The sequence below is a fragment of the Sorangium sp. So ce1504 genome, assembly GCF_051521635.1.
Lineage (GTDB): Bacteria > Myxococcota_A > Polyangia > Polyangiales > Polyangiaceae > Sorangium > Sorangium cellulosum_B.
The window spans coordinates 3,443,713-3,457,657 of sequence record NZ_CP150365.1; the positions used below are offsets into that span (position 1 = coordinate 3,443,713).

Genomic DNA, 13,945 nt, shown 5'->3' on the forward strand with positions numbered 1-13,945 from the left:
TCAGCTCCTTCCTGCGGTGGGGGTGGCGCGGGGATCCGCGGCAGCGGTCCCCGCGGTCTTGAGTCGCGAATCGGAGGACCCCTTCATCGCGCCGCAGAGGCGGAGGAAGTCGTCGAACAGGTAGCCTGCGTCCTCGGGCCCGGGCGTCGCCTCGGGGTGGAACTGGACGCTGAAGAAGGGGCGGAGCCGCGAGCGGATGCCCTCGTTGGTGCCGTCGTTGATGTTGACGAACCAGGGCTCCCACTCGGCGGGCAGCGACTCGTGCTTCACCGCGTACCCGTGGTTCTGGCTCGTGACGTAACAACGGCGGCTCAGGAGGTCCTGCACCGGCTGGTTCACGCCGCGATGGCCGTACGGCAGCTTGAAGGTGTCGCCGCCGGCGGCCAGCGCGAGGATCTGGTTGCCGAGGCAGATGCCGAAGATCGGCTTCGTGTAGGTCCCGAGCAGGCCGCGCACCGCGGCGACCAGCTGGCCGAGGTCCTTGGGGTCGCCAGGGCCGTTGCCGATGAGGACGCCGTCGGCGCTCTCGGCGAGCTCGGCGATGGGCGCGTGGTAGGGGGCGCGGATGACGGTGACCCCGCGCCGCAGGAGCGAGCGGACGATGTTGTCCTTCGCGCCCGCGTCGATGAGGAGCACCTTCAGGGGGCCGCCCTCGTACGTGATGGGCTCGCGGGGCGAAACGAGGCGGAACACCTCCTCGCGCATGTCCACGGCCTCGGCCGAGCGCTTCACCCGCTCCAGGTCCATCTCGGCCGGGAACAGCCAGCCCTTCATCGTCCCGACCTCCCGGAGCCGCCGCGTCAGCGTGCGCGTGTCGATCCCCGTGATCGCCGGGATGCCCTCGCTGGCGAGCCAGGCGCCGAGCGAGCGGACCGCGGCGTGGTGGCTGTAGCGCTCCACGTAGCTCTGGACCACGAGCCCCTGCAGCTGGATGCGGTCGGCCTCGTAGGGCCCGTCGACGCTGCCTGCTTTGCGCGGCGCGGGCACGCCGTAGCTGCCCACGAGCGGGTACGTGATCGTCAGGATCTGGCCTCTGTACGAGGGATCCGTGAGCGTCTCGACGTACCCCGTCATGCCGGTGTTGAAGACGACCTCGCCGCTCACCGCGCGCGGGGCGCCGAAGCACCGGCCCGTCATGGTCGTGCCGTCTTCGAGTACGAGCTTCATCCGATTCGCATCCATCCTCTTTGACCGCCTGGGCCGCCGCGGCGCGGACCCTTACGCAGGAGGGGCCGTGAGCGCATGCAGCGCCGTGGGCCCATGGGGTACCAGGTCCGCGCGCACGCCGCGCGGCGGGCCGGCATCATGCTCGAGGCAAGGCGTCCAAGCACCCCCGGTCGTCGGAGCCGGTTGCTCCGGCGCTCCGTCGAGGTGGGGCAGGGCGCCCGGCGTCCCGTTCTTCCACATGCCGGGGACGCCCATTTGCCGTCCCCTCGCTCCACGTCAACCACGAACTTTCGGCCGGGCCTCCACGGCCGCTTCCGGCGGGCTTTTCGCGGCCTGCCAGGAGCGCGCGCGGTCTGCCTAGAGGGCCGGCGCGCGCTCGAGGTAGGCCCGCTCGAGCACGAGCACGTCCATCTTGGTCCGGAGGAAGCAGTCGAGCGCTTCCTTTGGGGTGCAAACGATCGGCTCGCTCGCGTTGAAGGAGGTGTTCAGGAGGACGGGCGTGCCCGTCTGCCGGCCGAACTCGCTGAGGAGCGCGTGGTAGCGCGGGTTCTCCTGGGCGGTCACCGTCTGGAGGCGCCCCGTGCCGTCGACGTGGGTCACGGCGGGGATCTCGGCGCGGCGCTCGGGCTTGATCTTGTAGACCTTGACCATGAACGGGTCCGGCGAGGTCTGCTCGAAGTAGTCGCCGACGCGCTCGAGGGGCAGCGCCGGCGCGAAGGGGCGGAACATCTCGCGGCGCTTGATCCGCTCGTTCATCGCGTCCTTGATGTCCGGCCGCCGCGGGTCGCAGAGGATGCTGCGGTTGCCGAGCGCGCGCGGGCCGTACTCCATCCGCCCCTGGAACCAGCCGACCACCTTGCCCTCGCTGATCGCCCTGGCGACGCGGGGGATCAGGTCCTCGTCGGGGAGGGTCTCGAACGCGACCTGCTCCTTCCGGAGCAGCTCGTCGATGGTCTCCTGCGAGAAGGCCGGGCCGAAGTAGCTGTGCGTCTGGTGGAAGCCGCGCGGGTTGTCGAGCTTGTGGTGGTGGACGTAGAGCGCCGCCCCGAACGACGTGCCCGCGTCGCCGGCCGCTGGCTGGATGAAGACGTCGTCGAACAGCCCCTTCGGCCGGATCTTCCCCGCCGCCACGCTGTTGTAGGCGCAGCCGCCCGCGAGGGCGAGGCGCGGCGAGCCGGTGAGGTGCTTCGCCGTCGCGAGCAGCTCGAAGTAGACCTCCTCGAACGCCGCCTGCGTCGAGGCGGCGACCGCCATGAAGCGATCTTCCATCCGGCTCTTCGGGCTGCGGGCGGGGCCGAGCAGGTCGATCAGGCGCTCGGAGTGGATGGGGCCGTAGCGGGGCTCGCCCTCCCAGGTCATCGCGATGCCCTTCGTGTGGTGCTGGAAGTACTCTAGCCCGAGCTCGAACGCCCCGTCCTTGACGCGCACCACCTGCCGGAGCTTGTCGAGCAGATCCGGCTGGCCGTAGGCCGACAGCCCCATGACTTTGTACTCGTCGCCGAACTTGGGGAACCCGAGGTACTGCGTCAGGCCCGAGTAGAACAGCCCGAGCGAGTGGGGGAAGCCGACATGCCGGAGGATCTCCAGCTTGTTGCCGCGGCCGCGCGCCCACGTCGTGCTGACGAAGTCGCCGAAGGCGTCGATGGACAGGACCGCCGCCTCGTCGAAGCCCGAGGGGAAGAACGCGGAGGCGAGGTGCGCGCGGTGGTGCTCGACGTTGTGCGACGCGGCGCGGATGCGCTTCGGGTCGACGCCGAGCGCGGCGCCGAGGTGCACCTTCGGGTCGCTCGCGCCGAGCGAGCCCTTGAGGAGCCCCGCCGGTGAGCGCCGCGTCAGCGCGTAGAGGAGCTTGTCGCCGAGGTGCGCCCTCGTGTCGCGGCTGATCGCGATGTGATCGATGTCCTCGACCCGCGCGCCCGCGGCGCCGAGGCAGTACTCGACCGCCAGCCGCGGGAAGCCCGCGCAGTGCTTGATCCTGCTGAACCGCTCCTCCTCCGCCGCCGCCACGAGCTGGCCGTCGACGAGCAGGGCGGCCGACGCATCGCCGTGGTAGGCGTTGATCCCGAGGATGAGCATCGCTCCGCCATCTTCCGGTGCCCCCGCGCGAGGGTCAAGGTGAGCCCTCCGCCCGAGCGCGGTGGGATCGAGCGCGGGTTCGTGACGTAAATTCGCCGGCCGCGTGGCAATGCTGCGCGCTGGAGGCAATGCCTCGCGCTGTGGGCAATGCGCACCGCGCGGTCAGATCTCCGCGAGGCGGATGGCCTCGAGGCGATCGCCCTCGTCGATGCGCTCCCGATCGGCCGGCACGAGGACGAGCGCGTCGGCCTCGGCGAAGCTCGTGACGGCGCCCGACGCCTGGTTCGCGGCGATGCGGGCGACGAGCTCGCCGCTCGAGGCGTCGAGGCGGGTGCGGAGGAACTCGGCGCGACCGGTCTGGCGCCTGAGCGCGCTGTCCGCGCGGACGATCACGCGGGGCGGCCGCGGCGCCGCGTCGCCCTGGAGGGCGCGGAGCAGCGGCACGCCGAAGAGGACGAACGTGAGCGAGGCCGAGGCCGGATTGCCTGGCAGCCCGAGCACGTGGACGACGCCACACCGCGAGAGCTCGGCGCGCCCCACCGCGAGCGGCTTGCCCGGCTTGATGGCGACGCGCCAGAAATCGAGCGACACGCCGGCTGCCTCGAGCGCGGGGCGGACGATGTCGTGATCGCCGACGCTCACGCCGCCGACGGTCACCACGAGATCGGACCCGCGCAGCGCCGTCGACACCGCCTCGGCGGCGCGCGCCGCGTCGTCGGGGACGAACGGCGCGATGCGGACCGCAGCGCCCGCCGCGCGCGCGGTCGCGGCGATGAAGTAGCTGTTCGACTCCGGGATCGTGCCCGCGGGGCCGGGCGAGCCGGGCGCGCGCAGCTCGTCGCCGGAGCACATCACCGTGACCACGGGGCGGCGCGCGACGAGGACGCTCGGGCGATCGAGCGCGGCCGCGAGCGCGACCTTCCCCGGGGTGAGCCGCGCTCCTCTGCGCAGCGGGACGGCGCCCTCCGCGAGGTCCGCGCCCCGGCGGCGCACCCAGGCGCCCGCCCGCGGCGCTTCCTGCAGGGTGATCTCGTCGCCGCTGCGCACGGCGTCCTCCTGCGGCGCGATCGTGTCGGCGCCGGGCGGCAGCCGCGCGCCGGTGAAGATCCGACACGCCGTGCCCGGGTGGAGCGCCGGCAGCGGGCGGCCGGCCGCGCTCTCGCCGCGGACGGGCAGCCTGAAGGGCCCGCTGCCCGCGAGGTCGGCCGAGGTGATGGCGTAGCCGTCCATCGCGCTGTAGTCGAAGGCGGGCATCGCGTCGGCGGCCGCGATGTCCTCGGCAAGCACGCGCCCTGCCGCGTCGTCGAGCGGCACCCGCTCGGGGCCGACCGGGGCAGCGGTCGCGAGCAGCCGATCGAGCGCCTCTTCGAAGGGGATCATCCGCGCTGCTCCTCGCCCTGCACGGGCTGTGGGTGCCGGTGGTGGTGTCCGCCCTTGCCGGACGCCAGCGTGACCGCGTGGGCAAGGACGGGGCCGATGATCTGCGTGACGGCGAGCTCCACCGCCTTCGGGCTGCCGGGCAGCGCGATCACCACGAGCCCTCGCGCGACGCCCGCCGCGGCGCGCGACAGGATGGCGTTCGGCCCGATCGCGTCCCAGCTCAGGCGCCGGAATGCCTCGCCGAAGCCGTCGAGCGTCTTCTCGAAGAGCGGCGCGAGCGCCTCGAGGGTCCGGTCGCGCGGGGCGATCCCGGTCCCGCCTGTGGTGACGACCGCGTCGGCCGAGCCTGCGTCCGCGATCTGAACGATCGCCGCTCGCAGCAGCTCGGGCTCCTCGCGGATGACGGCGTGGGAGGTCACGGAGAAGCCGGCGCGCTTCAGGAGCTCGCCGAGGAGCTGTCCGCCCTCGTCATCGTCGAGGGTGCGGGTGTCACTGAGCGTCAGCGTGGCGACGCGCACGGGGGAGCGGCTCATGCGGCAGGTTTACGCCTGTCCCCCGCGGTTGGCGAACTCTTGACGACACCGGCGCGGCGTCGCGGCGGACTTCGCGCGGGCGCGGTGGCCTCGTGGCGCGGCGGCGCGGTGGCTCGACCGGGCGAAGGCGGCCTCGCTGCGTCCCTGGCGCCCCCGCCGCGCTCGGCGCGCCCCCGCCGCGCGTGGCGCGGCCTTGTCGCTCCGACGTCATCGACGGCGGATGGCTTTCGCCTCGTCGCTGCGCTAGGGGAGCGACGTGTCAGGCCCTCTGATCCCTTACATCGAGCTCCCCGAGATCCCGCTCGCTTTCCTGGAGCACATCCCGCTCGTGGGGCAGCTCATCGATCCGGCGAAGCCGCCCTCGATCAAGCCGTTCGGCACGCTGGTGGCGCTCGGCGTCTACATCGGCGCCGTCGTCGCCACGCGGCACGCGCGCGAGCGGCGCCTCGACGAGAAGAAGATGAGCGAGTTCATCTTCTGGGTCGTGGCGGCCGGGTTCATCGGTGGGCACGTCCTCGACGCGATCTTCTATCACCCGCAGCGGGTCGCTCGAGATCCTCTCTACCTCTTCGCGCTCTGGGACGGCCTGTCGAGCTTCGGCGGCTTCACCGGCGCGCTGATCGGCGCCTTCGCGTGGCGCTTCTATCGCCGCGAGCGGATCATGCCCTACTGCGAGGTCGTCAACAGCGCGTTTCCGCTCGCGTGGGTGTTCGGGCGCGCGGGCTGCGCGTCGGTCCACGATCATCCGGGCCGTATTTCCGACGCATGGTTCGCGGTCCAATACCCGCTCGGGACGGGACACGTCGGCCGGTTCGATCTCGGCCTATATGAGTGTGTGCTCGCGATCCCGCTCGCGATCGCGTTCGCGGTGCTCTGGCGCCGGAACCCCCATCGTCCGCTCGGCTTCTACACCGGGATCATGTGCACCGCGTACGCTCCGGTGCGGTTCGCGCTCGATTTCCTGCGCGAGCGGGAGGGCACGGTCGTCGGCGGCGATCCGCGTTATGCCGGTCTCACTCCCGCGCAGTGGGCATGCTTCGGTCTGTTCGCGGTGGGGCTCTATTTCCTGCGCATGGCGGCGCGCGGCGAACCGTCGAGCGCCGGGGCGAGCCCGCTGGACGGCGCTTCGCGCGTCGCGGACGACGATCCGTCCGACGAGGACGATGAGGCCGAGGCGCCTCGGGCCTCCCGCGCCCGGGCCGAGAGGTGATCCCGCACCTGGGCACCTTGGACCGGTCGTTTCGGGTTTCGGGCAGATCCACGCCGCGCGATGCGCTCATCCGCTGGGCGGCGCTGGACCGCTCGGCCCTCCCGAGCGCCGGGTTTCCCGAGCGCCGGTCTGGCGACGCCCGCCTGTGACGGAGCGCGCTCTGCGGGGTCCCTGGTCGCCTGGACCGGCGCCCCGGTCCTCCGGACCGGCGCTCGCGTGAGGGGCGAAGGCGCGGAGGGGCGCGGAGGGGCCACGGACGGCTCCTTCCGGGCCTTCATTTGGCTCGCCCGCCCGTGGCGGGTCCCTTGACGCGCCAGGGGCGCCAGATATCGTGGGGTGGAGTTTGCACCAGAGGGTCGGCCCGCCGACCTTCGCTCGATTGAGCTCGGTCGCTCCTTCCGCCGACGGAGGAGCGACCGAGGCGCGCTCGCAAAAGGCTCCGCGTCATCGACATCGATCACGGAGCGAGTGGACCAAATAAGAGGGAACGCAGGGGCCAACCCCAGGTTTTTCTACAATGGCTGAAGATTCGCGTAAGTTGTTCGTGGCGGGCTTGCCCGACTCCATCACCGAAGACGTTTTGCGGCAGCTCTTCGAGGCCACCGGCGGCAACGTCGTCGAGGTCAGTCTTCCGAAAGATCGCGCGACGGGTCGTCCGCGCGGGTTCGGCTTCGTCACACTCTCGACGACCGGCGAAGCCAACGCCGCGCGCGAGTCGCTCGACGGTTCATTTCAGGGCGGCAAGTCCATCTCGGTCCGCCCCTTCCAGGCCGAGCCGCCGCGGCGCGAGGGGCGCCCGATGGGCCCCGGCGGTGGCCCCGGCGGCGGTCCAGGTGGCCCTGGCGGCGGTGGCGGTATGGGCGGCGGTGGCCTGGCTGCAGCGCCCGATCGCACCCTCTACGTTGGCAATCTCCCCTACGACGCGAGCGTCGAGGAAGTCGAGGGGCTCATCGGCTCGACCGGCGCCGGTCCGGTGGTGCGGGTCCACCTCCCCATGGATCCTGACGGTCGCAAGCGCGGGTTCGGCTTCGTGACGATGGCGAGCGCCGAGGCGGCGCGCGCCGCGATCGATGCCCTGCGCGGCGTGGACGTGCGCGGTCGACGGCTCGTCGTCAACCTCGCTCACCCGAAGGGGGAGCGGCCGGCGCGCGAGGACCGTCCGGGCGGCTTCGGCGGCGGTGGCGGCGGCTTCGCGGGTGGCGGCGGCTTCGCGGGTGGCGGCGGCGGCGGCGGCTTCGCCGGCGGCGGCTTCGCCGGCGGTGGTGGTGGTGGTGGTGGTGCTCCTCCGCCGCCTGCGCGCAAGACGTTCGATGATCGCCGGCGGCGCGGCGCTCACGACGGGGACGGGCCTCCCGGGGCCGGTGGCGGCGCTGGTGGTGGCGGCCGGCGCAGCAACAACAAGAACTGGGATCGCGGCCGCACCGGTGACGACTGGGACGACGAATGAGCGCTCCCGGTTGACAACTGCATTGTTTCTCGTAGGGTAGCGCCCTCCAGACGGGCGGTCGGGCGTCGCTGATCCGGCACACGTCCTCTGGTGCCCCCCGCCGGTTGCGGTGCTAGCGCTTCCCGTGCTGCCCGTGCCTAGGTTCAACCAGGGCCGCCTGTGGAAACAGGTCGGCCCTGTCTTCGGAGACCTCCGATGCGCGACATCATCAAGCTGACGTGCGGCAACTGTGGCCGCGCGAACTACCACACGACGAAGAACAAGCGGACGATGACGGACAAGTTCGTCATCAAGAAGTTCTGCCCGACCGAGCGCAAGCACACCGAGCACAAAGAAGGCAAGATCTCGAAGGGCTAGGCCACGCTGCACCGCTGGCCGCTGCCGCCGGACCCGCGCAAGCGGGCGTCTGGTCGGGCTGCTGCGTCCTCCGCGGTGCTCGGCTTAACCTTTTTCCTTTCTAGGGCGAAGCGATGATCTTCGACTGGCTCTACGGCCTGTTCTCGAACGATCTCGCGATCGATCTCGGCACCGCAACCACCCTCATCTACGTGAAGGGCAAGGGGATCGTGTCATGCGAGCCCTCGGTGGTCGCCGTCCAGCGCGATGCTCGCGGCGGTAAGAAGGTGCTCGCCGTCGGCCGCGAGGCGAAGGAGATGCTCGGTCGCACCCCCGGCAACATCCAGGCGGTGCGACCGCTGCGCGACGGCGTCATCGCCGACTTCGAGATCACCGAGGCGATGCTCCGGTACTTCATCGCGCGCGCACACAACCGCCGCACGCTCGTCAAGCCGCGCATCATCATCTGCGTCCCGTTCGGCATCACCGAGGTCGAGAAGCGGGCGGTGAAGGAGAGCGCCGAGGGCGCTGGCGCGCGCGAGGTCTACCTCATCGAAGAGCCCATGGCGGCCGCGATCGGCGCCGGGCTGCCGATCACCGAGCCGAGCGGCAACATGGTCGTCGACATCGGCGGCGGCACGACCGAGGTCGCCGTGATCTCCCTCGCCGGCATCGTCTACTCGCAGAGCGTCCGCGTCGGCGGCGACAAGATGGACGAGTCGATCATGGCCTACATGAAGCGCAAGTACAACATGGCCATCGGCGAGCAGACCGCGGAGCGCATCAAGATCACGATCGGCAACGCGTACCCGCTCGAGCAGCAGCTCACGATGGAGGTCAAGGGGCGCGACATGGTCGCGGGCATCCCCAAGACGGTCGTCGTCAACTCCGACGAGATCCGCGACTCGCTGAGCGAGCCGACGAACGCCATCGTGGACGCCGTGCTCATCGCGCTGGAGCGCACGCCGCCCGAGCTGGCGGCCGACATCGTCGACAAGGGCATCGTGCTCACCGGCGGCGGCTCGCTCCTCAAGAACCTCGACGTGCTCCTCCGCGAGGAGACGGGGTTGCCCGTGATGGTGTGCGATGACCCGATCAGCGCCGTGGTGCTCGGCAGCGGCAAGGCGCTGGATCACCTCGAGCTCTTGAAAGAGGTCACGATCAGCTGAGGGTCGTCTTCGTGTCCCGCCCGTGAGCACGCCGGCGGGGTGTTTGCGGCGCGCGGCGAGCCGCCCCGCGCCGGGGTGGCGCCGCGCGCGGCGTCGAGAGGGGTGGCCTCGCGGGGCGCCTCGTACTACCTGGGTCCGGGAGCCACGGTGAACCTCAAACGCTACCGCGACTTCGTGATCGTGCTGTTGGCGCTCGCGGTGCCGTTCTGGTTCCTGCGCGCCAGCATGCGCGACCCCAAGCAGAACACGGGGGCCGACCGGATCATCATCAGCATCGCGGCGCCGATCCAGTACGCGGCCGCGACGCTGGCGCGCGGGATCTCGAACCTCTGGGGCGACTACATCTACCTGGTCGACGTCAAGGAAGACAACGCCAGGCAGGCCTCGCAGATCGCCCGCCTCCGAGAGCGGGTGCGGAAGCTCGAGGCGCTCGAGGAAGAGAACCGCCGCCTGCGCAGGCTGCTCGACCTGCGCCAGAGCCTCCGGACCGACGTGGTGAGCGCCCAGGTCGTCGGTAAGAGCACCAACGATTTCTTCCGGGTGGTTCGCGTCACGCTCGATCGCGAGGCGCGGGACATCGGCTCCAACTTGCCGGTCCTCTCCGCGGACGGCGTCGTCGGCACCACGCTGAAGAGCGCCGGCGAAACGGTCGACGTGCGGCTCGTCGTCGATGGGGGCAGCGGCGTCGACGTGGTGGTCGAGCGCACCGGCGCGCGCGGCTTCGTCCGCGGCACGGGCGACGAGAGCAAGTACTCCTGCAGCGTCGAGTACGTGCAGCGCACCGACGAGATCGAGGTCGGCGATCTGCTCGTGACGAGCGGCGTCGGCCGGCGCTTCCCGAAGGGGATCCCGGTCGGGACCGTGACGCAGGTCGTCCGTCGCGACTTCGGCATCTACCAGCAGGTGTACGTCGCGCCGGCGGTCGATTTCTCCCGGCTGGAGGAGGTGCTCATCGTGACGACGACGCCTCCGGAGGAGACGCCCCCCCAGGCGCAGCGGAGGTGACGCGATGAGAAACTCCGCGTTCCTGGCGATGGGGGCCGCCCTGCTGATCCTTCAGTCGAACCTGTTCCGGCTCATCGGCAAGCTGAACATCCCGGGCTCCACGCCGAGCCTGCTCCTGCCGCTCGTCGTGTTCATGGGGGTGCACGAGTACTCGATCGCGCGGGGCGCCGCGCTCGCGTTCCTGCTCGGGTACCTGCTCGATCTCTTCACCGGCGCGCCGGTCGGCCTGTTCACCTTCATCACCGTCGCGACCTTCGTCGTCTCGCGGGTGGCCGGCGTGCGGCTCGCCGCGCAGACGCTCCTCACGAAGATCGCGCTGGCCTTCGTCTTCGGCCTCGTCGAGGGGGTGCTCATCGTGATCCTCACCGCCATCTTCGGGGGCGACGCGGCGCGCACCCGCGCGCTCGCCCGGCTCGTCGCGCCGCACGCGGTCTCGACGGCGCTGTTCGCGCCGTTCGTCTTCCGGCTGGCCGAGCGCGTGCACCAGGCGACGATCAACGTCCCGCGGCCAGGGGAGAGCCCGCGGTGAGCCTGCTCGTCCAGCGCTCCGACGTGAGCGAGTTCCGCCGGCGCTTCCGGTGGATCGCGCTCGGCATGGTCGTCGGATTCATGGTGCTGCTCGGGCGCCTGTTCTACCTGCAGATCCTCGAGGTCGACGAGAACAAGGCCATCGCTCGCGAGAACATCGTTCGGCGCGTGACGCTCGCGACCACGCGCGGGATCATCCGGGACAAGAACGGCAAGGTGCTCGCGGCGAGCCGGCCGTCCTACAACGTCTACGTCGTCCCGCGGCGCCTCGACATGGAGACGATCTGGCCGAAGCTCGTCGAGTACCTCGGCATCGGGATCGAGGAGCGCGCCCGGCTGGAGGCGCTGATCACCTCGATCCGCGCCGACGAGGGCCCGCGAAAGAACCAGCAGATCCTGCTCAAAGAGGACATCTCGCGCGACGCCGTGGCGACCTTGGCGACGCACGACGCCGAGCTGCCGGGGGTCGACGTGGTGCCCGTCCCGGTGCGCTACTACCCGTACGAGGAGGTCGGCTCGCACGTCCTCGGCTACATGGCCGAGGTGGACGCCGAGCGGCTCGCGTCGCTCCGCAGCGTCGGGTACATCGAGGGCGATCGCATCGGCGTCACCGGCATCGAGCGCGCCTGGGAGAGCTACCTGCGCGGCACGCGCGGCTGGGAGAAGGTGCTCGTCGACGCCAAGGGGCGGCGCAGGACGGGCGGCGACGGGATCATCGAGGAGCCGCGGCGGGTGGACCCGATCCCCGGCCGCGATCTCCGGCTGACGCTCGACGCCGACATCCAGAAGGCGATCGACAAGGCGATGCGCGGCGAGCTCGCCGGCGGCGTCGCGGTCATCGACGTGCGCACCGGGCGGATCCTCGGGCTGTACTCGAAGCCCGGCTACAACCCGAACGCGCTCTCCGGCGGCTCGGGGAAGCAGGTCATCCGCGACGCGTTCCGGAGGCTCTACTCGGATCCGCTGAAGCCCGCGCTCGACAAGACGCTGTCCGGGGCGTACCCGCCCGGCTCGACGTTCAAGCCGTTCACCGCGCTTGCGGCGCTCGAGAAGGGGCTCATCGATCCCCGCCAGTCCTCGCGGTGCCGGGGCGCGCTGACGTTCGGCAAGCGCACCTTCCGGTGCACGCACGTGCACGGGCCGGTCGCGATGCAGCAGGCGATCGCCGAGTCGTGCAACGTCTACTTCTACCGGCTCGCGGCGGAGTACGGCGTCGGCATGGACGTCATCGCGGAGATGGGCCAGCGCTACGGGCTCGGCGCGCGGACGGGGCTCGGTATCAACGCCGAGGCGGGGGGCAGGATGCCCACCCGGGCGTGGATGACGCTCCGGAACAAGGGCCAGTTCCGGCTCGGGTTCGGCCTGAACGCGGCGATCGGCCAGGGCGCGACGACGGTCACGGTGCTCCAGCTCGCGCTCGCGTACGCGGCGCTCGCGAACGGCGGCACGCTGTACCAGCCGCAGATCGTGCGGGCCGTCGAGACGAGCGCCGGCACGGTCGTCCAGGAGTTCACGCCGCGCGTGCGCCGCCAGATCGACATTCGGCCGGAGAACCTCTCCCTCGTGCACCGGGCGATGGTCGCCGGCGTGAACGAGGAGGGCGGCACGGCCTTCAAGGCGCGCGTCGCGGGCGTGGAGATGGCGGGCAAGACGGGGACCGCGCAGGTCTCGCACCGGCTCACCCGCGGCGTCGAGGCCGAGCGGGTCTGGTACTTCAACCGCGAGCACGCCTGGTTCGCCGGCTACGCGCCGGCGCGCTCGCCCGAGGTCGCCGTGGTCGTGCTCGTCGAGCACGGCGGCACGGGCGGCAAGCACGCGGCGCCGGTCGCCTTCGAGGTCGTCCGCGCGTACCAGGAGCTCGCGAAGGAGCGCCGCGGCGGCGCGAACGAGGGGCCGCGCGCGGGCAAGAGCAGCGCGGGCCGCGCGCCCGCCGCGTCGGGGCGCGCGCCATGATCCGGGGTGACTCTCTCTCTTCGCGCGATCGCGATCATTTCGACTGGCCGCTCTTCATCGCCGCGGTGGCCATCGCGGTGCTCGGCGTCGTCAACCTCTACAGCGCGACGAGCGTCTACTCCGGCGCGCGCGCGGAGCTCTACATCAGCCAGGTGTACTGGCTGTTCATGGGCGGCATCATCGGCGGCGTGCTGATCGCGCTCGACTACCGGCACCTCGAGCGCCTCGGCTACGTGCTCTACACGTTCGGCGTCTTCTCGCTGGCGCTCGTCTTCGTGCTCGCGCGCGACGTGCGCGGCTCCGCCCGGTGGATCGAGTTCGGCGCGTTCCGGTTCCAGCCCAGCGAGTTCATGAAGGTGTTCCTGGTCATCGCGCTGGCGAAGTTCCTGCACGACGATCCGCGCAACGAGGGCCGCACCCTCCGCGATCTGGCGATCCCGGCGGCGCTGACGGCGGTCCCTGCGCTCCTCGTGCTCAAGCAGCCCGATCTCGGGACGGCGACCATCCTCGTGTTCGTGTTCCTGACGATCGCGGCGGTCACGCGCGTGCGGTGGAGGAGCGCCGCGCTGTTCGTCGTGTCCATCGCGGTGGCGATCCCGATCATCTGGGAGTACGTGCTGCTCGACTACCAGCGCGCGCGCGTGCTCGTGTTCCTCCACCCCGAGGAGGACCTCCTGCACCGCGGCTGGCACGCCCACCATTCGCGCGTGGCGATCGGCAACGGCGGGCTGTTCGGCAACGGGTACCTCCGGGGCACGCAGAACCAGTTCCTCTTCCTGCCGGATCAGTTCTCCGATTTCCCGTTCCCTGTCTTCGCCGAGGAGTGGGGGTTCGTCGGGGGCGTGGTGCTCGTGTGCCTCTATGCGTTCCTGGTCGTGTGGGGGATCCGCATCGCGTCGATGGCGAAGGACCGCTTCGGCGCGGTGCTCGGCGTCGGCTGCGCGGCGATCATCTTCTGGCACGCGGTCATCAACCTCGGCATGACCTCGGGCGTTCTGCCGGTCGTCGGCGTCGGGCTGCCTCTGTTCTCGTACGGCGGATCGAGCGTGACCACGGTGATGGTGGCGATCTCGCTGCTCATGAGCGTGTCGATGCGCCGCTACTCCGGCGTCGCCTCGCTCGATCGGCTGTGACGGCGCGG

12 protein-coding genes are annotated in these 13,945 nt (G+C 71.1%); 8 read left to right on the top strand and 4 right to left on the bottom strand.

The annotated features are described in order from the left end of the window. From carA to WMF39_RS13170, 4 genes are all read right to left on the bottom strand, one after another. Nucleotides 1–1,167 carry a glutamine-hydrolyzing carbamoyl-phosphate synthase small subunit gene (gene carA, locus WMF39_RS13155; RefSeq protein ID WP_437745868.1) on the bottom strand — a complete coding sequence of 389 codons (1,167 nt, stop codon included), beginning with the start codon at nucleotides 1,165–1,167 and terminating at the stop codon, nucleotides 1–3. Nucleotides 1,168–1,524: 357 nt separating this feature from the next. After that, entirely contained in the window at nucleotides 1,525–3,243 is a 1,719-nt protein-coding gene (locus WMF39_RS13160) for a carbamoyltransferase family protein (RefSeq protein WP_437745869.1), read from the bottom strand. Nucleotides 3,244–3,405: 162 nt separating this feature from the next. Further along, nucleotides 3,406–4,623, bottom strand: a complete 1,218-nt coding sequence (locus WMF39_RS13165; RefSeq protein ID WP_437745870.1) for a molybdopterin molybdotransferase MoeA — start codon at nucleotides 4,621–4,623, stop codon at nucleotides 3,406–3,408. Then, nucleotides 4,620–5,156: a MogA/MoaB family molybdenum cofactor biosynthesis protein gene (locus WMF39_RS13170; RefSeq protein WP_437745871.1), complete on the bottom strand. Its 537-nt coding sequence runs from the start codon at nucleotides 5,154–5,156 to the stop codon at nucleotides 4,620–4,622. Before WMF39_RS13170 ends, WMF39_RS13165 begins: the two co-directional genes overlap by 4 nt. A gap of 256 nt (nucleotides 5,157–5,412) precedes the next feature. On the opposite strand from WMF39_RS13170, the gene WMF39_RS13175 reads away from it, so the two are divergent. The 8 genes from WMF39_RS13175 (at nucleotide 5,413) to rodA (ending at nucleotide 13,937) form a co-directional block, all read left to right on the top strand. Further along, entirely contained in the window at nucleotides 5,413–6,366 is a 954-nt protein-coding gene (locus tag WMF39_RS13175; RefSeq protein WP_012235037.1) for a prolipoprotein diacylglyceryl transferase, read from the top strand. A 517-nt stretch (nucleotides 6,367–6,883) separates the two neighbouring features. Further along, entirely contained in the window at nucleotides 6,884–7,813 is a 930-nt protein-coding gene (locus WMF39_RS13180; protein ID WP_437745872.1) for an RNA recognition motif domain-containing protein, read from the top strand. 195 nt (nucleotides 7,814–8,008) lie between these two features. After that, complete coding sequence (gene rpmG, locus WMF39_RS13185) at nucleotides 8,009–8,170, top strand: 50S ribosomal protein L33 (RefSeq protein WP_012235039.1); 162 nt, start codon at nucleotides 8,009–8,011, stop codon at nucleotides 8,168–8,170. A gap of 113 nt (nucleotides 8,171–8,283) precedes the next feature. Next, the gene (locus tag WMF39_RS13190; RefSeq protein ID WP_276598056.1) at nucleotides 8,284–9,318 is read left to right on the top strand and encodes a rod shape-determining protein; all 1,035 of its coding nucleotides are present in this window, start codon (nucleotides 8,284–8,286) and stop codon (nucleotides 9,316–9,318) included. 147 nt (nucleotides 9,319–9,465) lie between these two features. Further along, nucleotides 9,466–10,323, top strand: a complete 858-nt coding sequence (gene mreC / locus WMF39_RS13195) for a rod shape-determining protein MreC (protein WP_437745873.1) — start codon at nucleotides 9,466–9,468, stop codon at nucleotides 10,321–10,323. Between the two features lie 4 nt (nucleotides 10,324–10,327). Beyond that, complete coding sequence (locus WMF39_RS13200; protein WP_437745874.1) at nucleotides 10,328–10,852, top strand: hypothetical protein; 525 nt, start codon at nucleotides 10,328–10,330, stop codon at nucleotides 10,850–10,852. Continuing rightward, nucleotides 10,849–12,804 (top strand): penicillin-binding protein 2, encoded by a 1,956-nt coding sequence (gene mrdA / locus WMF39_RS13205; protein WP_437745875.1) that lies wholly within the window; start codon nucleotides 10,849–10,851, stop codon nucleotides 12,802–12,804. Before WMF39_RS13200 ends, mrdA begins: the two co-directional genes overlap by 4 nt. Beyond that, the gene (gene rodA, locus WMF39_RS13210) at nucleotides 12,801–13,937 is read left to right on the top strand and encodes a rod shape-determining protein RodA (RefSeq protein WP_437745876.1); all 1,137 of its coding nucleotides are present in this window, start codon (nucleotides 12,801–12,803) and stop codon (nucleotides 13,935–13,937) included. Before mrdA ends, rodA begins: the two co-directional genes overlap by 4 nt. Nucleotides 13,938–13,945: the final 8 nt, after the last annotated feature.